Here is a 21,443-nt window from a genome sequence, read left to right as displayed (position 1 = left end):
AAATATGAGCTTGAGAATAGCGATTACGCCTGGAGAGCCGGCTGGCATTGGCCCTGATTTAGTCATTAAGTTGGCACAGCAAAGCTGGCCAGCCCAGCTTGTGGCTGTTGTCGACAAGTCCATCTTAGAGCAAAGAGCGGCTGAACTCGGCTTAGAGGTAGAGTTACTCGCATTCGATCCTACACAAGATGTTAAGCCTGCTGCTGCAAAACAACTTTACTACCTTCAGGTCGATAAAGGATGTGATGTTGTTCCCGGTCAGCTAGATGAACAAAATGGCCAGTATGTATTAGATACACTACGAATTGCCTCAGAAAAAAATATGGATGGCACTTTTGATGCTGTTGTAACCGGCCCCGTTCACAAAGGCATTATCAACAGAGCTGGGATATCCTTCAGTGGCCATACAGAGTACTTTGCACACCAATCAAATACACCTGATGTGGTCATGATGCTTGCAACTACAGGTTTACGAGTCGCTTTAGCAACAACACATATTCCACTCGCTTATGTATCAAAGGCGATTACTCAAGAGCGTCTGACCAAAGTCGCTAATATTCTATATAATGATCTACAGACTAAGTTTGGTGTAACAAACCCTCGGATCTTAGTGTGCGGATTAAACCCTCACGCAGGTGAAGGTGGACATTTAGGTAACGAGGAAATAGATACAATCTCGCCAGTACTAGAAAAGCTGAATAATGAGGGGAAAAACTTTATTGGACCTCTCCCAGCTGACACGCTTTTTCAAGCAAAGTATCTGGACAATGCAGATGCTGTACTTGCGATGTATCACGATCAAGGATTACCTGTGTTAAAATATAAAGGATTTGGTAACTCAGTTAATATCACTTTAGGATTGCCTTTTATCAGAACGTCCGTGGATCATGGCACAGCCCTAGATCTAGCTGCATCTGGTGATGTAGAAGTCGGTAGTTTTGAATTGGCAATTCGTGAAGCAATCAAGCTTGCAAGCAAGAAAATACAGAATTCATGACAGATAAAGTACATTTGGGCCACCGTGCCCGTAAAAGATTCGGCCAAAACTTCTTAAATGATGACAATATTATCGACAAGATTGTAACGGCTATAGATCCAACACCAGATGATAACCTCGTTGAGATTGGTCCCGGTTTAGGTGCAATCACCGAGCCCGTCGTTGAACTCAGTGGTAAATTGACTGTTGTAGAACTTGACAGAGATCTCGCAGAACGCTTGATTGCTCACCCTACTATGGGTAGCAAACTTAGCGTACATCAAGGCGATGCTATGAAGTTTGACTTCGCTAGCTTAGTCAGTGAAACAGCAAAGCTGAAAATTTTTGGTAACTTACCTTATAACGTGTCAACACCACTGCTATTTCACCTCTTTGAATTTGCTGACCACGTAGAACACATGCATTTTATGCTTCAAAAAGAAGTCGTAAATAGAATGGTCGCAGGGCCTGGTTCCAAGGCTTATGGCAGATTAAGTGTAATGACACAGTATTATTGTCACGCAATGCCGGTTATTGAAGTACCGCCTACTTGTTTCAAACCAGCACCAAAAGTAGACTCTGCAGTCGTGCGGTTAATACCAAAAGACGCAGCTCAACGTAGTGCAAAAAGTACTAAAATATTGAATACCGTGTGCTTAGAAGCGTTTAACCAGCGCCGCAAAACGTTGCGTAATAGTCTATCGAATCTACTAACTGTAGAGGAAATAACTCAACTAGGTATTGATCCGTCACTCCGTGCGGAAAATATCTCTCTGTCTCAATTTATCGAAATTGCTAACTGGATCTATGACAATAAACAGTGAAATAGGCAATCCAATAAAAGTCTCTGTTGAGACTTTTTATGTGGAGGCGCAGTCTCAACCGGAAAAAGATAAGTACGTGTTTGCTTATACAATTACCTTAAAAAATCATAGCCTTTGCAGTGCAAAATTAGAAAGCCGTTATTGGTTGATAACAGATGCAAATGGCAAAGAAACAGAAGTCGAAGGAGAAGGTGTTGTTGGTGAGCAACCAACGATTCGCCCTGGGGAAAGTTACCAATATACGAGCGGTGCTGTTTTAGATACGCCTGTGGGGACAATGGAAGGTTACTATCTGATGCGAAATGAATTTGGCTCAGAATTTAAAGCGCCAATCCAAGTATTCAGACTGAATCGCCCAGACATACTGCACTGATTAGAGCATGGCAAATTACGCAATTGGTGATTTACAAGGGTGCTACACGCCATTTAAACAGCTTTTGGCACAGGTAGATTTTAATCCAAGTAGAGATCACTTATATCTCGTAGGAGATCTGGTCGCAAGAGGACCAGACTCCCTAGCTTGCTTAGAATATGTGTACTCGCTACAAAGCTCAGTAACAGTCACACTCGGCAATCATGACTTACATTTGTTATCTACAGTACTGAACAATAAACCAGCTAACCCTAAAGACAAACTAGAGTCATTACTTTCAAACCCAGCGCTACCCGATTACATCGCTTTTTTGCAGTCACAGCCTCTGTGTATTTACCTGCCGGAGTCCGACAGTTTTATTTCTCATGCAGGTATACATCCTCACTGGGATATTGAACAAGCACTCGAGTTATCAAAATGGGCACAGTCTTGTTATCAAGGCTCAACGGCTGCAAATTACCTATTAAAGATGTATGGTAAGCACCCCGCTATCGATTTAACATCATCCAATCCTCAACTTAAATTCAATACCATTGTAAATGTATTTACCAGAATGCGATTTTTGACAAAGCACTGGGAATTGGATTTTGACAACAAGGGGGAAGTTGATAATGATGAATTACTGCAGCCTTGGTTTGCTCACCCACGATTTAAAATGAGCCGAACACGTTTCATATTTGGGCACTGGGCAGCGCTGCAAGGACAAACAAGTCTCAATCATGTAGTTGCTTTAGATACAGGTTGTGTATGGGGTGGTCCAATGACCTTGCTTAATTTGTCCACAAACGAACAAATTACCAGCAATTAGTCAAAACCTATCCGTTTTTACTGAATTTTATATTCACATCTGCTATAAAATACTTAACTAATGCGCAATAAATCCGATAAGTAGTTGTACTGCTTTAACTTGATGGTATGTTTGTATGAATTTAACCGTTAGCCAACGTATTTGGGGTGGCTTTATAATAATTACCCTGCTTTTATTATCTATCGGTGTGAACTCACTGCTCAGGATCGCAAATATCGATAGTTCCACTCAACTGGTCAATAATTTGTCTCTTCCAGCGTTAGATAGAAGCGCAGCGTTACAAATTGAGTTTACTCAAATGAGTAAAATTGCTCAAGCTAGCTTTTACACTCAATCGAGCAATGATTTAGGCAGTTTAAAATCCGCTTTTAGCACCCGACAAAAAGCATTTGAACAGAGCTATTCAGAGCTTAACCAAACGGTCCAAAATGACCCCACTCTATCGGCAAGTAGTCGAGATGTCGCTGATAGCTTTGGTACTTTTTCCAAATCCGTTACATCGCTATTCGCAGATAAGTCGCTGGAGCTTAGCTTAAATAAGCAGCTTGTTGCACAATTAGAAGAGGCTGAAATAGCCGCAGAAGACGCCGCAACCGTGGTGTTGGATATCTTGGACTTAGATGGTTTTGAATCATTGAATGTTCGCGCCTACCAAGCTGCGAATAAGCTAGAGAATTCCTTTAGCTCTTTAGCCACAAGTAGTGCTGATATTTTAACGATTGATGATTCAAGCACATTAGATATTGTCAAAAAAGAGCAAAGCTACGTGTTCGAAGATGTCGACCGTAACCTAGAATTAATGCGCAGCACTGTCGCTCAACTAGATGAAGATTTACTCAGTGATTTAGATTCATATTACAGCGCGCTTAAAGAGCAACTGCAAGGCAGCGACAGTATCGCAAATAATCGCCAGCGCTTGATCACCGCACGGATTAATACCCAAAATGAGCTAAACAGCGCAGAGAAAGCGACCGAAAAAGCACTCGCACAATTAGGTGAACTCGTAGCGCAATCAAAGCAATTAGCATTTGAAATTCAAAGTGAAGTGACTGAGGATGTATCATCCGCAAATATCGCAACATGGACTGGTATGATATTAGCCACCTTGCTGGCTATTGGAATTGCTTACTTTACGGTAAGTCGTATCACTAAGCCGCTTTCAGAAGTCAACCGTGTACTTGATATTGTTGCAAGAGGCGATATGACGCACACACTCGATGCTTCAGCTAAAGATGAGTTTGGTGAATTAGCGCAGAGCTGTAATACCCTAATCACAAGCTTAAAAGAGTTGATCACAGGTATTGTCTCACGCTCTACTCAATTAGCAGCAGCTTCAGAGCAAACCTCTGCCATTACATCAGAATCTAGCCAGGCGATAAAAAGTCAGCAGTCGCAAGTTGAGCAAGCTGCAACTGCAACCACGGAAATGAGCAGCACGGCGCACGGTGTAAGCAACAGTGCCCATCAGGCACTTGACGAAATTAAAAATGCAGACCAAGAAGCTGAGCGTGTTAAAGGTATTTCTCACGACAATAAAAGAACGATTGAGCAATTGGCACATGAAGTAGAGGAAGTCTCTACCGTTATCAACAAACTTCATCATGACAGCTCAGCAATAGGCGGGATTTTAGATGTGATCCGCGGCATCGCAGAACAAACTAACCTACTGGCTCTAAATGCCGCGATTGAAGCAGCCCGTGCCGGTGAGCAAGGGCGTGGATTTGCGGTAGTTGCTGATGAAGTGCGTTCCTTAGCAAGTAAAACCCAAGAATCAACCCAAGAGATTCAGTCAATGATTGAATCCTTGCAAGCGGGTGCAGAAGAAGCGGTAACAGCTATGTCTAAAGGTCAACAACAAGCTGAGTCGTGTGTGGCACAAAGTGATATCGCCAACGAAGCGCTAAACTCTATCACCGACGCAGTATCAAGAGCACACGATGTAAGTGAGGAAATCGCTACAGCCGCAAATGAACAACAACAAGTATCACAAGAGATCAGTGAGCGCTTAGAGTCAATTGTTACAATTGCTGAGCAAACAGCAGAAGGTGCAAATCAAACGACTATTTCGAGTTCGGAAGTGGCTAAATTGGCTGAAGAATTACGACAATCCGTCTCACAGTTCAGAGTTTAATTAGCCCAAAGTGAAAAAAACTAAAATTATTTTTATTAAATATAGCTAAATTCAGTAAAGTTTTAATAATTTAATTGAATTAGTTGCAACAAATTAAACTTAAATGTAATAAAAACAAAAAAACCGCCTTCAATGAGGCGGTTTTTTTACTTCCTCAGTATTAAAATAGCGCTTTAGTTTTCGCAACTATATTTTCAACTGTGAAGCCAAAGTGTTTGAATAGTTCACCTGCAGGTGCAGATTCACCAAAGGTACTCATACCTACGATAGCACCATTTAAACCAACATATTTAAACCAGAAATCTTCAATGCCTGCTTCAATAGCAACACGACGAGTCACTGAAGAAGGTAATACCGATTCTTTGTAGTCTGCAGACTGCGCATCAAATACATCTGTAGATGGCATTGAAACGACACGAACTTTCTTACCTTCTTGACGTAATTGGAAGGCCGCCTCTACAGCTAACTGAACTTCTGAGCCTGTTGCGATCAGAATAACCTCTGGATTAGAATCACAACTTAAAATGTAGCCACCGCGTTTAATTGCTGCGACTTGCTCATCCGTACGAGGTTGTTGTTCAAGGCCTTGGCGAGTAAATACTAATGATGTTGGACCATCTTTACGCTCTACTGCTTGCTGCCAAGAAACTGCAGATTCAACCTGATCACATGGACGCCAGCTGACAAGATTAGGTGTCATACGCATATTGGCAAGCTGTTCTACAGGCTGGTGCGTTGGGCCATCTTCACCCAAACCAATAGAGTCATGAGTATAAACAAAAATACTCGGTTGCTTCATAAGTGCAGCCATACGTACAGCATTGCGTGCATACTCCATGAACATTAGGAAAGTCGCACCGTATGGGATAAAGCCCTTGTGTAAAGTAATACCGTTCATGATCGCAGACATGCCAAATTCACGTACACCGTAAAAAATGTAATTGCCTGACGCATCATCTGCTGTTAACCCTTTTGAACCCTCCCAAAGGGTTAAGTTTGAACCTGCAAGGTCCGCTGAACCACCCATAAACTCAGGTAAAATTGGACCAAATGCATTTAGTGCATTTTGTGATGCTTTACGCGTTGCTGGATTTGCTGGGTTAGCCTGCAATTGTGCAATGTATGATTCTGTTTGCTCAGTCCAGTTCGCAGGCAGTTCACCTTTAGTACGACGCTCAAATTCGGCCGCAAGTTCAGGGTAATGCATCTGGTATTCAGTGAACTTAACTAACCACTCGCTTTGGATCTGCTGCCCATGTGCCGCACCATCCCATTTAGCATATATATCTTCAGGGATTTCAAATGCATCATGTTTCCAACCAAGGAACTCACGTGCAGCTTTAATTTCATCATCACCTAGCGGGGCACCGTGACAATCATGGCTACCTGATTTATTCGGAGAACCATAACCAATCACTGTTTTACAACAAATAAGCGTTGGCTTGCCTGTTTCTGCACGCGCAGCGTCGATAGCCGCAGCAATTGCTTCACTGTCATGGCCATCAACAGCAGGGATTACGTGCCAACCATACGCTTCAAAGCGTTTTGGCGTATCGTCACTAAACCAACCTTCCACTTCACCATCAATTGAGATGCCATTGTCATCCCAAAACGCGATCAATTTACCTAGACCTAGTGTGCCTGCTAGAGAGCACGCCTCATGAGAAATACCTTCCATCAAACAGCCATCACCCAGAAATGCATAGGTGTAGTGATTAACAATATCGTATTCGTCACGGTTAAACTGAGCTGCTAATGCTTTTTCAGCGATAGCCATACCGACAGCATTAGTAATGCCTTGGCCTAGAGGACCCGTTGTTGTTTCAATACCTGGTGCATACCCATACTCAGGATGGCCTGGCGTTTTAGAGTGCATCTGACGAAAGTTTTTCAGATCATCAATAGATAACTCATAGCCACTCAAATGTAATAAAGAATAAATTAACATTGAGCCGTGGCCATTTGATAATACAAATCTGTCTCTATCTACCCACTCTGGGTTGTTTGGGTTGTGCTTTAAATAATCGCGCCAAAGTACCTCTGCGATGTCTGCCATGCCCATGGGTGCCCCTGGGTGGCCTGATTTAGCCTTTTGTACAGCGTCCATGGATAGAACGCGAATTGCGTTTGCAAGTTCTTTGCGAGATGGCATGGATTCTCCTACCTTTAAGTGTTTGCACGGGTGTTTTTAAAGGCCCATTCTTACCTAATAAAATTACCACTGCAATTAAAATCACAATAAAAGTTATAAATTCACATTGTTTTTAATGCATAAAATGCAAGTATTTAAAAATAGACGTCTAGGCGTAAAAAAACTATGCATACTTTTATGTTTTGGTTAGAATAACTCCCTAAATTATTCAAGCGCTGTTTTACGCATGTTCGCGAAGCGCACTATTTGTGAGTATATAATAATGGCGAAACACTTATTTACTTCAGAGTCAGTTTCTGAAGGCCATCCGGATAAAATTGCGGATCAAATTTCAGATGCAGTATTAGATGCAATTCTTGAGCAAGACCCTAAAGCACGTGTTGCGTGTGAGACCTATGTAAAAACAGGTATGGTCATGGTTGGTGGTGAAGTAACCACAAGTGCTTGGGTAGATATCGAAGAACTAACACGTAAAACAGTACGTGAAATTGGTTACACGCATTCAGATATGGGCTTTGATGCTGACTCTTGTGCAATCTTAAATACAATTGGTAAGCAATCACCTGATATTAACCAAGGTGTAGATCGCTCTCGTCCAGAAGATCAAGGTGCTGGTGACCAAGGTTTAATGTTTGGTTATGCATGTAACGAAACTGACGTTTTAATGCCTGCTCCAATTACCTATTCTCACCGTCTAGTACAGCGTCAAGCTCAAGTACGTAAAGACGGCACACTACCTTGGCTACGTCCAGATGCAAAATCTCAGGTGACTTTTGCTTATGAAAATGGCCAACCTGTTGGTATCGATGCGGTAGTGCTTTCTACTCAACACTGTGACTCAGTATCTCAGGATGATTTAGTAGAAGCTGTCATGGAAACCATCATTAAGCCAACACTACCAAAAGAACTAATCACTGAAGCCACTAAGTTTTTCATTAACCCAACTGGCCGTTTTGTAATTGGTGGCCCAATGGGTGACTGTGGTCTTACAGGTCGTAAAATCATCGTTGATACATACGGTGGTATGGCGAGACACGGTGGTGGTGCTTTCTCTGGTAAAGATCCATCTAAAGTTGACCGTTCAGCAGCTTATGCAGGTCGTTACGTGGCTAAGAACATCGTTGCCGCTGGTCTTGCAGACAAGTGTGAAATCCAAGTTTCTTACGCAATCGGTGTTGCAGAGCCAACGTCTATCAGCATTGATACATTTGGTACAGGCAAAGTTGAAGAGGCACGTTTGATCGAGCTTGTTCGTGAGCACTTCGACCTACGCCCATATGGCTTACTTACAATGCTTGACCTTGAGCGCCCAATTTACCAGCCAACTGCGGCATATGGTCACTTCGGTCGTGAAGAATTCCCATGGGAAAAAACAGACAAAGCTGAAGCACTTAAAGCAGCAGCTGGCGTATAATTGCCAAACTTATAAAAAGGCGCAATATGCGCCTTTTTTAACCTATCAAAAACTCTTCAACGTCCTCTTTTACATCGTTATAGTCATCATCGCTCAGATCTAAAGCGAGCATCACATCGTCTTTAAAAGCATGCCAATCAGCACAGCTTCTAAAATGCTTAATCTCAAAACAAAAATTCTCTGCAAGCTTCAGAGTGGCCATTATCTGCTTTTCTACACCAGAATCATTATCTTGAAAAAACACCGGATCATGATGTCGTAAAATAATTTGGCACACCCTTTTTGGCAAATGCCAAGAGCTCGCCAAATAGTACCCGACAACAGTATGGTTTGTCGGGTACTGTTGCGCTTCATATTCTATTAATGGGTGCTCTGGACGCTGCGCGGCACGCATCAGTACATCATGATAATCTTTAAAACGCATCGCCATTGCAGGGACCCCAGCATCATGAAAAAGACCTAGCAATTGCAAATCTTCAACTGGGATCGCTGAGTTTACTTTTTTCCCAATGAGCATAGCGACTTGCGAAATATCAGAGGCACTGTCCCAAAAACGCTGCAAAGAAATACAGCAGTCGTCTTGCTCAAAAGCACTTTTTAACAAATGCCCTGTAACAACCTGAGTAATACAGTTCATACCCAAAAACATTACAGCCTGCTTAATGTCTGTAACAGTTCTAGACATGCCATATGCAGGAGAGTTGATAACTTTCAATACTGCAGCAGATGTGGCTACATCTTCTGTAATAATCGCAGCCACACGATTTAATTCAGGTTCATCTCTATTTAGTTCATCTTGTAGACTTTGTAAGATTTCGGGCTTGGCAGGTAAGCTAAACCCTGACCTTAAATCTGCTAAAACTTTGTCATCAATTTCTATCATAGGTCACCTATATGGCGGCTTTGATTTTAGTGTAGTAGATGAACTTTGACCTGTCGCGACTATTTAGTAATGTCTAATAGTTACCTATTTAGATAAGATTGAATAGCATTATATTAGTAATTAGGGGCGCAAGATTCTCGGTGGGAAGCAAATACTAAGAGGCAACAGCGCTCGAAAGTATATTTTTTACCGGCTGAATTTTAGTTTATATATATAGACCTAGGACGCTAAAAAGTGCCCTAGATTCAGTATTATGAAGCCCAGTTCTTACCAATAAGGCTCACAATTAATTGATGCGTCTCGACTCTGATCCATTGCACTGATCAAAAAATCCGACTTTTGCTGTAACCAAACCAAAATTTCAGACAGTGGTTGAGCTTCTTGCCCTTCACAGAGCTGCTGTAAATAATGCAATGTTTCCAGTTCATAAATACCAGCGAGAATGTCCATCCAAGGCGCTCTAAAGCTCAGCCTTAGCTCTTCATCAAATAGCCCACCTAAACAGCTACCACTCAGTAACATCTCTTCAATACTTGAACGTGTTTGAACATACTGCTCGAGAGACATGGCGCTTTTCTCAGGAAAAATAGATTTAAGCTTTTTCCACTCTAAATCGAACGTTTTTTTGGCCATCGAACGGACACTGCTCTGCGCCGATTTTATTGCATTTTGATCCCACTGCTGTCGCCAACTTTTTTCCATTAACCAACGAGTCAATGACAATAATAGCTTGTTATATCGCGGACAGTGGAACAGATCTTCTAAATCCGTTTTGGTCGGCTGAACACTTTTCAGGTCATTAATCACTTGAGACAGCTCTGGTGCACCATGAATGCGTTTGTAGTAAGCATGTCTTTTAGATGTGTACGTCTTTAAATAGATGGCACTCTCTACCCAATCAAGCTCCCCTAACAACCACTTTAGTTCTTTGCGTAGGCTATCCGTAGTTTCTCTTGCAACAAACTCTTCGAATAACCAAAAAGCATGCTTAATTAAACGGACTCCATCTATGATACGTTTTAAAGTTTTTAAGCTTGGCTCATTGACATAACATTGCTCATGTTTTTGAACCAGTGCAATTGCGTAGTTAATGGTTTTTATAAACGCTTGCTCTTGATTCATATCGCTAGATAACGGTACAAACCCGATTTCTTTGTTCGCTTGTAACGGCTTATCATCCGCTAAACGGTACCCTCTGGCAGCTTTAGAGTAATACCCTAGCCTTAGTCCGACCTGTGCGACCAGTTGCTCTGCCAATAAAAATAAATCAACGCGCTCTCCTTCTACCAGCTCTATCTCTAGTTCAGAAATCGCTTCAGACTTACCGCTGGCCGATACTTCGCCTTTATCCAATACCACTTCAATTAAACTGCCCGATTCGGTTTCTATCAGCCAGGTTCTTCTGATGAAATTTGTGCTAAATATCGGAAATAAGTTTTCGGCAATTGACTCTAGTCGCATTCCAATTGGCCAAATGCTTGCATCAAAAGCAAAAATATCTGGTTTTCTTGTTTTTAATGGTAAATTGTATTCTGGGCGTTGATGAAGACCCCCTAGTACCTCACCAGAAAGCTTGATTGTCTGCTCACAGTCATCGTCTTGACAACGTGTGCGAAGCCCTATATCTAACGCCCTTAATTCTCTACTAGGCGTATCATAATATGCATTTTCTAAATTTTTTGCCGGCTTGTTATTAACCCGCTTTGCAAACTGAGTGATCAATGCTGGAATAAGCGGAACTTCGTTGTCTGAAACCAAAAACTTCAGTTCTATTTCAGTGTCCATTAGGAGGTAGGTTACCTTTGTAATATGAGAACGTTCAAAATATACAAAGACACCTAATTTTGCAATCTTTTCCCACAAACAAAGGGTAAATGAATGCAAATTGCATTAAGTTGCATACTTAACAACTGACTTCCATAACCGCGACAACGGCCACCAATACAGTGCTATTTACACTATTTCGGAACACATATCACCACGAGTTTGAAACAAGATAACCTTTACTGCAATGCACATAAAGAAATAAAAAAACATGATCACACCTTAATCCCTTGCCAAGCGCTTTTTAAAGCCATACTATTTTCATAAATTCATATAAACCTTAAAAAAATAAGGGCTCGAGAATGATCAAACGCCTCGTATTGCCACTTTTGTTTGTTTTTGCTCCTATTGCACTTCATGCAGAGGAAGACAATCTGGACGCCCCACAAGAACAAACGGCGCAACAAAATACACCTAATGGTTTTATTGTTGATAACCTCTACTTATTTATGCATTCAGGCCCTGGGAAAAACTATCGAATTCTAGGCTCCGTTGAAGCAGGCACCCCTGTACAAATAACCAACGAGCAAGAAAATAATTTTGTGCGGATCATAGATAACAAAAATAGAAGCGGTTGGGTTGAATCACAATTCGTCACTGCAGAAACTGGATTAAAGCAGCAAGTTAATCAATTGAATGAGTCGCTTGCAGAAGCTGAGCGTCAACTTGACGGCCTAAAAGCATCAGTCCCCAATTTACAGAACGATTATGCATTATTGGAGTCTCAAAATATTGAATTACAAGCCACGATTCAAGATCTGAACATTCAACTGCAGCAGCAAACCGAGTCAAACCAAAATCAAGTCAAAGAAGAACAGCATAAGCTGCTCACCTATGGGGGAGGAATTGCTTTGTCTGGATTAATCTTAGGTGTTTTATTGACTTTATTTTTATCACGTAGAAAAAGATATGACGGCTGGAGTTAAATAATAAAAAACCCACTTTGTTAAACAAAGTGGGTTGGTTTTAAACATCTAACACCATGATAGATAAAAAGAGTACGCAGCCAAAAGAAAAAAACAATGCCCCAACATCGGCTGCAAACAATTCAAACATATGGTTTTTAAGCTTTGAATCGCCTAGGCTGTTGATTTTCCCAACAGAAGAACATTCAGCCAGATTGTATTCGAATGATGCTTGTTTACCAATATCAAACCTATCTAGTGATAATTCATGGTATATGCGGGGGTAAGCAGAGCTCAAGTAGCGTTCAATTGTCTTTAGTTTATTGATACTTAATTTTCTGCAAAGTAACGCCCCACCAAAACTAACGATTATCAGAAACAGATATGTCAAGTATCACCTCCTTGCCATGACGATACCTGTACCCATTTAAATCACATACAAAAAAAATTGCAAGTTAAAATTAACAAATACACAACACTATGTGTGTTGAGCTCTATTGAATACTGAGTAGCTCCACCTCAAAAATTAATAGAGAACCTGCACTGATTTTACCCGCTGACTTATTTCCATACCCTAGGTCAGGATGGATATAAAGCTTAAATTTGTCACCTTCTACCATCAGCTGTAGCGCTTCTTTCCACCCTTCTATCACCTGCTGAGGGGTAAAGTTTATTGCTTGACCGCGATCAACAGAACTATCAAAAACCACTCCACTGAGTAAAGTTCCATGGTAATGCACACGCACACTGTTTTTGATCGTAGGAAAGACAGTCCCGTCTCCTTTTTCTAATATTTCATACTGCAAACCACTCTGAGTCGTTATCACCCCATCCTTCTGAGCATTTGAGGCTAGAAACGCTTCCGCATCATGTCGATTAATTTGCGCAATTTGTTTTTGTTTCTGGTTACCATTGTAAATAAACCAAGCCAGTCCGAGGGCTAAAATGGTCACTACGATACTTGTTACGGACATATCTATTCCTACTCCGTGTCTTCTGATGTTTCTTTTTCTTCACCATTTACAACTTGTGCGATTTGCTCAAGTCGTTTTAGTGCTAATTGATTGATTGTACCTTGCGGATATATCTCATTATTGGTCGCCTTTCCAGCTGGAACATCCATCAGAAGTTCAAGAGCTTCATCAACACTCTTTACTGCATACAAATGAAACTTCTTTTTTTCAATAGCTTGAACCACATCGTCTGCTAGCACTAAATTTATCAAATTTGAGTGTGGGATAATAACTCCCTGCTTGCCTGTAAGACCACGCATTTTACAGAGCTTAAAAAAGCCCTCTACTTTTTCATTTACGCCACCGACAGCTTGAACTTCACCATGTTGGTTAATAGAACCGGTTAACGCCAGAGATTGCGCTATCGGCAATTGCGTAATGGCAGAAATCAAACCGCATAACTCGGCTAAAGACGCACTATCACCATCTATATATCCATAGCTTTGTTCAATGGCGATATTCGCGCTCAAAGTTAAACTAAATTGCTGCGCATATTTATTTCCCAAATAGCCTGTAAGCAACATAACACCTTTGGAGTGAATAGATTTTCCTAGTTCAGCTTCTCGCTCGACATCAATAACACCATCTGAGCCTGCGTATACTGTTGCTGTTATTCTCGCAGGCGTCCCAAAAGCAGTATCACCGATATGTAAAACCGTTAAACCATTCACTTTGCCTACAGCTTCTCCTTGAGTCGCAATAAGCGTATGCCCTTCTTCGATATCACTGAGCATATTTTCGCTAAGCTGACCGGTGCGATATTGCTTACCTATCAGGGCTTCATTGATATGATGCTCATCGATGGTCTCTTCATTATCTTGCCTTGCATAATAACTAGCTTCAGCAACAAGCTCTAAAACGTCCGCAAAACGCGCTGATAACTTGCTTCTATGTTCCGCTTGACGATAGCTAAATTTTAATAGTCGAACTAAGCCTTCAGCCGTCAATCCGCAGTTTAGTGTTTGTTCACAATATTCCTGTACTTTGCTGACAAATTGATATTGAAGCCTGTCACTAGAGGGCAAGTAATAGTCAAAATCAGCTAATACACGGAACAACTCACCAAATTCCTCATCGTACTCACTGATCGTGTAATACAGATCTCTAGAACCCAATAAAATAATTTTGACATCCATTGGGATCAATTGTGGCTTTAATGTAAAACTACTACCTACCGAGCTGTCTTGAAATGGCAAATCATTTTTTATCTGGTGCGTTTTCAATGATAACTTCAAACCATCCCAAACTTGCGGTGATGATAATACTTTATCTGCATCCATAATTAAGTAGCCGCCATTGGCACGATGAAGCGCCCCAGCTTGAATTGAGCGATAGCTGGTAATTAACGACCCTTGAGAACTTTCATATTCAATTTTGCCAAATATATTGCCAAATGTAGGGTTTGGCTCGTACACAACTGGAGCTGGCGCACCGTCTTTATATTCAATGAGAATATTCGGCGCGAAAAAGTCAGTTAGCATGCCTTTTGCGTCAAAATCATCCTTTTGCTCATCTGTACTTGCCGAATCATCATCTAACCAATCTAAAACCGCCTCAACAATTTCAACTCTCAAGTCTTTCAAGTAACGGATAACGCCAATATGACTTGCATATTTATGCTCAAGCGCTTTAAGCAATGGTTTAGTCGCCAACTCTATCGTGGTTTTTTTTAATTTTCTGAGCTTTTCTGAGGATTCTCTTTTCCAGCGCGGCAGTTCTATTAAGGCTTCTATTAAGCCGTCTTCAAGTTCATCGATGGCGTCGAAGAATTGGGTTTGAGCCTGCTCCCCAAGCGCATTGAACTCATTGTCATCCAGCTGCTTGCCATTCACCACAGGGACGAAACTCACCGCACCATTTTCTTCAAGCATTACCACACTTTTGTTGATTGCCAACTGCTCAACCGCAGTGAGTGCGGCATTATATTTATTATCAAAATCCCTATCTATCGACTTTTTTTTGCGCTGATAACCCGGGTTATCAAATGCCGCGGGGAAAGTATCCACCACCTCATCCAAAAAAGCGTCAATGTCGTCCGCTAGCTGACGGCTTTCCCCCGGTTGCATAAACATCGTTATTGGCTCTCGGTGGTCTTCATAGTTATTGACGTAAAGCCATTCTTTTGGCGTTGGGCGTGTTTTACTATGGGCTTCTAGCTTATCCTTGACCATGGTAAAACGACCGGTAGCCGCTTCCCCCATTACGAACACATTATAACCAGGCAACTCCATACCAAGTGCAAAATCAAGCGCACTTTGTGCACGTTGTTGACCGATAAAAGGTAAAGACTCTGGATAAGGGTTTTGCATACATGAACGTATATGCTGCAAAGAAACTGTCGGAGTCAATTGCTCCGAACTCAGTGGCTTAATTGTTTTAGTCATTCCTGATTTCTTTATTGTTCACCTTAAAAAATTAAAGCACGATGGCTAAGGCGTGAGCGCTTTTCTTAAAAACGTATCATGTCCACATTCGCTGCAAGCTTTTATTTCAATAGAGTGATAAACATCGATTTTATTGCCGCAATTCTTACACACTAATTGCCCCAAAGCTATCCATTCACCCTCTTTATAAATACCATCATGCGCAAAATCACTCATCAATGCATGCCACTCAAGCTGCGTCCTATCCTCTAAATAAGCCAGCTCATACAAAACAGACTCTTTGAATTCTTCCCATGCAACCCCCTCATAGTAGTCCTGAAACTCCGAAATATGCTGTAAGTCACGCTTAAAATAGTGTCGATAATCACTGAGTTTATTTTTCCCAAACTGTCGCCACTTTTCTTCTTCCTGTAAAAAGTCATCCATCAACTTTTTAAGCTCATGTTCCTTCACGTCCTTACACCACTTGGAAAAGTCACTCAGCCATTGTTGATAATCTGCCATGTCGCCTCCTACCCAACTACACTCCACAAGTTGTGTGCATGAACTTCAAATAAACCAGAGTGCATTACTAAAAAACTACAAAAACAATTGATTTATGGAGTCATCACAACAAGCGTTGGATAATATTACTAATATAAGCCAAGTATAGAGCACCGTTCAAAAAGGGCCATTGAGCCTCAGCCAATGAACTATTTAGTATGCTGATAATTGAACCAAACGAAATCGACTAAAATCACATTAATCAGCTGAAAATGCTTATCAGACGCTGTGATCAAGCACAGTTTTCGGGTATGCTATTGACCAATTTTACAATCAGTTTGCAAGAAGTCTGGAAACGTCAATGCAAGAGCAATACAACCCACAAGAAATCGAACCCAAGGTTCAATCCTATTGGGAAGAAAACAAAACATTTAAAGTAGTCGAAGACGAAAGCAAAGAAAAATACTACTGCTTGTCTATGTTCCCTTACCCAAGTGGTAAACTCCACATGGGCCATGTCCGTAACTATACAATCGGTGATGTTGTGTCGCGCTTCCAGCGCTTGCAAGGCAAAAATGTCATGCAGCCTATGGGCTGGGATGCATTCGGTCTACCAGCTGAAAATGCGGCTATCAAAAACAATACGGCACCAGCCAAATGGACTTATGAAAACATCGACTACATGCGTGGTCAGTTAAAGCAATTAGGCTTTGGATATGATTGGGATCGAGAAATCGCGACTTGTCACCCTGAATACTACAAGTGGGAACAATGGTTCTTCACAAAACTGTATGAAAAAGGCCTAGTGTACAAGAAGATGTCTACCGTAAACTGGGATCCAGTTGACCAAACTGTCCTTGCGAATGAGCAGGTGATCGATGGTCGCGGTTGGCGTTCAGGCGCACTTGTAGAACAAAAAGAAATTCCTCAGTGGTTCATTAAAATTACTGATTATGCGCAAGAACTACTTGACGATTTAGATAAGCTTGATCATTGGCCAGAACAAGTTAAAACCATGCAGCGCAACTGGATCGGACGCTCTGAAGGTTTAGAGATCGACTTTAAGCGTGCTGATAACAACGAAAGCTTCACTGTGTATACAACACGCCCAGATACCTTTATGGGTGTCACGTATGTTGCCGTTGCTGCTGGTCATCCAATTGCTTTAGAAGCGGCACAAAATAACCAAGCTGTTGCTGCATTTGTTGAAGAGTGCAAAAACACCAAAGTAGCTGAAGCTGATTTAGCGACTATGGATAAAAAAGGTATCGCAACGGGCTTTACCGCGATTCACCCATTAACAGGTAAAGAAGTACCTATCTGGATTGCAAACTTTGTATTGATGGATTACGGCTCTGGTGCCGTGATGGCGGTACCTGGTCACGACCAACGCGACTATGAATTTGCAACTGCTTACGGCCTTGAAATAAAGCAAGTAATTAGCCCTGCTGCAGATGCTGAACAGTCAGCTGATTTAGCGAAAGAAGCATTTACTGAGAAAGGCGTGCTAATCAATTCTAGTGAATTTGACGGACTAGATTTTCAAGCTGCTTTTGATGCCATTGCTGAAAAATTAGAAGGCATCGGTGCCGGTCAGCGTAAAGTTAACTTCCGCCTGCGTGACTGGGGTGTAAGCCGTCAGCGTTACTGGGGCTCTCCAATCCCAATGCTAAGTAAAGAGGATGGTTCTGAGCTTGCGGCCACTGAAGAAATGCTGCCGGTTCGCTTACCTGAAGACGTCGTAATGGACGGAGTAACTTCGCCAATCAAAGCCGATCCTGAATGGGCGAAAGCAACTGTGAATGGTGAGCAAGCTTTCCATGAAACAGATACATTTGATACCTTCATGGAGTCTTCTTGGTACTATGCGCGTTATTGTAGCCCACGTTACGATGAAGGTATGTTAGAGCCAGGTGCTGCAAACTATTGGTTACCTGTTAACCAATATATTGGTGGTATCGAACACGCTATTTTGCACCTACTTTACTCTCGTTTCTTCCACAAGCTACTAAGAGATTTCGGATTAGTTAATTCTGATGAGCCATTTGAGCGTTTATTATGTCAAGGTATGGTATTAGCTGATACGTATTTCCGCAAAGATGAAAAAGGCGGTGATATCTGGATTTCTCCCCTTGATGTTGAAACTGAAAAAGACGACAAAGGTCGTATCATTAAAGCTTGGCATAAAGATGATGGTCAGCCTGTTATGTCTGCCGGCATGGGTAAAATGTCTAAGTCCAAGAATAATGGTATCGATCCACAAACGGTTATCAAGCAGTATGGTGCTGACACGGTTCGCTTATTTATGATGTTTACAGCACCGCCTGAGCAAACACTTGAATGGTCTGACTCTGGTGTTGAAGGTGCACAACGATTCCTTCGCCGTGTATGGAAATATGCGGTTGACGTGAAAAATGCGGGTCACGCAGACTTAGATCTCAGCAAGTTTTCTGGCAACCAAAAAGCACTTCGCCGTGAAATTCACAAAGCCATTGCCAAAGTTTCTGACGATGTTGAGCGTCGTCAAACATTCAATACTGCAATTGCTGCGATCATGGAATTATCTAACAAGCTACTTAAAGCGCCACTAGAGAGCGAACAAGACATTGCACTTGCGAACGAAGCGCTCAATGCCATGATTATTATGCTTGCGCCAATTACGCCACATATGTGTCACGAGTTATGGCAACAACTTGGCCATGACGGAGATGTACTAGATGCATCGTGGCCTGTGGTAGACCAAAGTGCTTTAGTGGAAGATGAAAAGCTTATCGTTGTTCAAGTTAACGGTAAACTGCGCGCTAAGCTAACTGTGGCAGCTGATGCAACTCAGGAACAAGTAGAAGCGATTGCATTTGCCGAAGAAAATGTGACTAAATTCACTGACGGAAAAACCATCCGCAAAGTAATTTATGTACCAGGCAAACTACTCAATGTGGTTGCAAACTAATGATTGGCTTTGTTCAGCAAGTCATTTCAACAGCGGGCCAAATTGGCTCCGCTGTTCGCTCGCTTGCAGACATTAAAAATAGACTGGCAATTTTGCTAGTCTGTTTTGCTGTCACAGGCTGTGGTTTTCACCTCAAACAAGCGTCCTATATTCCTGAAGATTTACGGGTGCTGCATTTAACAGGAGATGATCAAAAATCTGCGTTATACGAACAATTAAAGTATGAACTGCAGCGTTCAAAAGTAACACTTAATGATCAAATTGATAGTCAAAACTCCAAGCTCACAGCTGAACTACATCTATACCAAGATGAGTTAAACAGACAAACGTTAAGCCTCTTCCAAAATGGACAAGTCGCACAGTATGAGCTTGCATACAAAGTTTCATATCGCCTTGCACGTCCAGATCAGGCTCCCATTGAGCAAAGCTTTGAACTCTATCGAAACTATCAAGATGATCCAACCAACTCGCTTGCCAAGTCTAAAGAACTAGAAATTATTTTGACAGAAATGCGCAAGTTAGCCACCAAAAGAATTATTCGCGAATTGTCACAACTCTAATGCGCTGTTATGCAAATCAATTAGCAGGTCAGTTAAGTAAAGGCCTGCACCCTTTCTACCTTGTTTTTGGTGAAGAGCCATTCCAAGAAGGTAATTGTGTTCTCAATATCCGCCAAGTAGCCAAAAAGCAAGGCTTTGATGAGACGATAAAGTTCGCCTTATTACCAGGCTTTGATTGGCAGGAAATCATTGCCCAATACAATAGCATGTCTTTATTTAGCGCCAGAACGGTCATTGAGCTGGACTTAAACCAGCAAAAGCCACCAACACAAGGCGTTAATATCCTCAAAGAGATTGCAGCCAACATAAACCCTGATGTCATTTTGATCATCAAAGGCGCAAAAGCAGGCCAAGATATTCAGCGTTCTGCTTGGTTCAAAGCACTGGATAAAAGTGGCTTGTTTGTGCCCTGCTACCCTTTGACAGGCTTCCACCTTGAAAAGTGGCTTGATGAAGAATGTAAACGTCTAAAAGTTAATTTAAAAAGTGATGCTAAGCGCAGTTTATTATTGGCCACAGAGGGTAACCTACTTGCCACTTATCAAGAGCTAGAAAAGCTATCTTTACTCTATAAAGACACTCTTATAGATCAACAACAGTTGATGGGCGGCCTACTCAATCAAGCAAAATTTGATATTTTCGATTTGAATGAAGGCCTTCTAAAAGGCAACCCCAAGTACATTATCAAAGTGCTAAATAAACTAGCGACCGATAATGTCGAGCCGACTAGCGTTGCGTGGACCCTGCAAAATCAAGCTCAAACACTTTTAAATATGAAACGTGCACTAGTGCAAGGCCAACCAATTAGCCAATTGTTCAAACAGTTCAATGTCTGGAAAAATCAACAACAACCAACACAGCAAGCTTTGGATAGACTGCCAATATCTCAGTTAGAAAATATCATAATATTGTTAGGACAATTTGACTCAGCGTTTAAAAGCAATGCACTGAACGCACCATTTCAAGGTCTCGCACATATTGCGTTAAGCTTCTGCCAACCTGTCACCTTTTCAATGCCATTTACCAATGATAGTGAACAACTGGGCGGAGTATACTGATGATTGCACTATTTGGCGGTACATTTGATCCGATCCACCTCGGGCATCTCAATATGGCAAACCACTGTCTAGATGAGCTCTCTTTGAGCTCATTGGCATTTATGCCCAATGCAACACCAGTTCATAAAAAAGGCCCAAGCATTTCTACAGAACATCGCATTGCAATGTTAGAGTTAGCAACGCAAGATCAGCCAAAGTTTCACATTGATACTCGAGAAGTTAAGCGTACGGAACCCTCATTTACAGTGCTTACTTTAAAAGAGCTCAGAGCAGAATACCCAGAAGAACCCATCGCGTTTTTAATGGGCATGGACTCTTTTAATGGATTCAGTACTTGGTACCAATGGCAAACTATCACGCGACTATGCCATATAGTGGTTTACGCAAGACCAGGGGACCAATATGCGCCCTGTGAACAACTAGAAGCCTATTTGACTCACGCCAAAGCCACCTCACCAAGCGATTTACATCAAACACCCGCTGGTAAGTGTTACTTTTTGACAGGTAAAGCTTTTTGCGCAGCATCCAGTGAAATTCGCCAAGCCATAAAATTTGGCAAAACCGTTGAACCTTGGTTGCCCAAGCCTGTCTTAGCCTATATCAATAACAATAAGTTATACGCACTTTAGCTGTCGCTAATCAGCTTGGGAATTCTGCTCAAAATCATGTTAGAATTGCGCCCTTAATTGAAGTGTACACAGTAAA

The 21,443-nt window shown here is 41.7% G+C and carries 18 protein-coding genes; 11 read left to right on the top strand and 7 right to left on the bottom strand.

Features of this window, described 5'->3' with window-relative positions; genetic code table 11:
* Positions 1–4: 4 nt before the first annotated feature.
* The 5 genes from pdxA (at position 5) to S4054249_RS05715 (ending at position 5,112) form a co-directional block, all read left to right on the top strand.
* Positions 5–997: a 4-hydroxythreonine-4-phosphate dehydrogenase PdxA gene (pdxA, locus tag S4054249_RS05735; RefSeq protein WP_046356634.1), complete on the top strand. Its 993-nt coding sequence runs from the start codon at positions 5–7 to the stop codon at positions 995–997.
* A complete protein-coding gene (gene rsmA / locus S4054249_RS05730; protein ID WP_046356635.1) occupies positions 994–1,800 on the top strand; it encodes a 16S rRNA (adenine(1518)-N(6)/adenine(1519)-N(6))-dimethyltransferase RsmA in 807 nt (268 codons plus the stop codon). Before pdxA ends, rsmA begins: the two co-directional genes overlap by 4 nt.
* Positions 1,784–2,173, top strand: coding sequence for a Co2+/Mg2+ efflux protein ApaG (apaG, locus tag S4054249_RS05725; RefSeq protein ID WP_046356636.1), 390 nt, complete (start codon positions 1,784–1,786; stop codon positions 2,171–2,173). Before rsmA ends, apaG begins: the two co-directional genes overlap by 17 nt.
* Positions 2,174–2,180: 7 nt before the next feature.
* On the top strand, positions 2,181–2,981 hold the full coding sequence (locus S4054249_RS05720; RefSeq protein WP_046356637.1) for a symmetrical bis(5'-nucleosyl)-tetraphosphatase: 801 nt from the start codon (positions 2,181–2,183) through the stop codon (positions 2,979–2,981).
* A gap of 115 nt (positions 2,982–3,096) precedes the next feature.
* On the top strand, positions 3,097–5,112 hold the full coding sequence (locus S4054249_RS05715) for a methyl-accepting chemotaxis protein (RefSeq protein WP_046356638.1): 2,016 nt from the start codon (positions 3,097–3,099) through the stop codon (positions 5,110–5,112).
* A gap of 160 nt (positions 5,113–5,272) precedes the next feature.
* Here S4054249_RS05715 and tkt read toward each other — a convergent pair whose 3' ends face one another.
* Positions 5,273–7,264 carry a transketolase gene (tkt, locus tag S4054249_RS05710; protein WP_046356639.1) on the bottom strand — a complete coding sequence of 664 codons (1,992 nt, stop codon included), beginning with the start codon at positions 7,262–7,264 and terminating at the stop codon, positions 5,273–5,275.
* Between the two features lie 262 nt (positions 7,265–7,526).
* Between tkt and metK the strand changes: the two genes are divergently transcribed.
* Positions 7,527–8,678 (top strand): methionine adenosyltransferase, encoded by a 1,152-nt coding sequence (gene metK, locus S4054249_RS05705; RefSeq protein WP_046356640.1) that lies wholly within the window; start codon positions 7,527–7,529, stop codon positions 8,676–8,678.
* A 37-nt stretch (positions 8,679–8,715) separates the two neighbouring features.
* On the opposite strand, the gene S4054249_RS05700 is transcribed toward metK, so the two are convergent.
* Both S4054249_RS05700 and S4054249_RS05695 read right to left on the bottom strand, forming a co-directional pair.
* Complete coding sequence (locus tag S4054249_RS05700; protein ID WP_046356641.1) at positions 8,716–9,561, bottom strand: HDOD domain-containing protein; 846 nt, start codon at positions 9,559–9,561, stop codon at positions 8,716–8,718.
* A 267-nt stretch (positions 9,562–9,828) separates the two neighbouring features.
* Positions 9,829–11,346, bottom strand: a complete 1,518-nt coding sequence (locus tag S4054249_RS05695; RefSeq protein ID WP_046356642.1) for a CYTH and CHAD domain-containing protein — start codon at positions 11,344–11,346, stop codon at positions 9,829–9,831.
* Between the two features lie 341 nt (positions 11,347–11,687).
* On the opposite strand from S4054249_RS05695, the gene S4054249_RS05690 reads away from it, so the two are divergent.
* Positions 11,688–12,311 (top strand): TIGR04211 family SH3 domain-containing protein, encoded by a 624-nt coding sequence (locus S4054249_RS05690; protein ID WP_046356643.1) that lies wholly within the window; start codon positions 11,688–11,690, stop codon positions 12,309–12,311.
* 40 nt (positions 12,312–12,351) lie between these two features.
* Here the strand turns inward: S4054249_RS05690 and S4054249_RS05685 are convergent, their stop codons facing one another.
* The 4 genes from S4054249_RS05685 to S4054249_RS05670 form a co-directional block, all read right to left on the bottom strand.
* Positions 12,352–12,681, bottom strand: a complete 330-nt coding sequence (locus tag S4054249_RS05685) for a hypothetical protein (RefSeq protein WP_046356644.1) — start codon at positions 12,679–12,681, stop codon at positions 12,352–12,354.
* Positions 12,682–12,784: 103 nt separating this feature from the next.
* Entirely contained in the window at positions 12,785–13,264 is a 480-nt protein-coding gene (locus tag S4054249_RS05680; protein WP_046356645.1) for an FKBP-type peptidyl-prolyl cis-trans isomerase, read from the bottom strand.
* Positions 13,265–13,272: 8 nt separating this feature from the next.
* The gene (locus S4054249_RS05675) at positions 13,273–15,687 is read right to left on the bottom strand and encodes a Lon protease family protein (protein WP_046356646.1); all 2,415 of its coding nucleotides are present in this window, start codon (positions 15,685–15,687) and stop codon (positions 13,273–13,275) included.
* 45 nt (positions 15,688–15,732) lie between these two features.
* Complete coding sequence (locus S4054249_RS05670) at positions 15,733–16,191, bottom strand: zinc ribbon-containing protein (RefSeq protein ID WP_046356647.1); 459 nt, start codon at positions 16,189–16,191, stop codon at positions 15,733–15,735.
* 340 nt (positions 16,192–16,531) lie between these two features.
* On the opposite strand from S4054249_RS05670, the gene leuS reads away from it, so the two are divergent.
* From leuS to nadD, 4 genes are read left to right on the top strand one after another with little or no spacing between them, the layout of a single operon-like run.
* Positions 16,532–19,120, top strand: a complete 2,589-nt coding sequence (gene leuS / locus S4054249_RS05665) for a leucine--tRNA ligase (protein WP_046356648.1) — start codon at positions 16,532–16,534, stop codon at positions 19,118–19,120.
* Positions 19,120–19,680 carry an LPS assembly lipoprotein LptE gene (gene lptE, locus S4054249_RS05660; protein WP_046356649.1) on the top strand — a complete coding sequence of 187 codons (561 nt, stop codon included), beginning with the start codon at positions 19,120–19,122 and terminating at the stop codon, positions 19,678–19,680. Before leuS ends, lptE begins: the two co-directional genes overlap by 1 nt.
* On the top strand, positions 19,680–20,738 hold the full coding sequence (gene holA / locus S4054249_RS05655) for a DNA polymerase III subunit delta (protein ID WP_046356650.1): 1,059 nt from the start codon (positions 19,680–19,682) through the stop codon (positions 20,736–20,738). Before lptE ends, holA begins: the two co-directional genes overlap by 1 nt.
* Positions 20,738–21,367: a nicotinate-nucleotide adenylyltransferase gene (gene nadD, locus S4054249_RS05650; protein ID WP_046356651.1), complete on the top strand. Its 630-nt coding sequence runs from the start codon at positions 20,738–20,740 to the stop codon at positions 21,365–21,367. The genes holA and nadD overlap by 1 nt, the downstream gene beginning before the upstream one ends.
* The last annotated feature ends 76 nt before the right edge of the window (positions 21,368–21,443 follow it).

The sequence above is a fragment of the Pseudoalteromonas luteoviolacea genome, assembly GCF_001750165.1.
Taxonomy (GTDB): domain Bacteria; phylum Pseudomonadota; class Gammaproteobacteria; order Enterobacterales; family Alteromonadaceae; genus Pseudoalteromonas; species Pseudoalteromonas luteoviolacea_G.
This window is presented reverse-complemented; position numbering and strand designations above follow the sequence as displayed.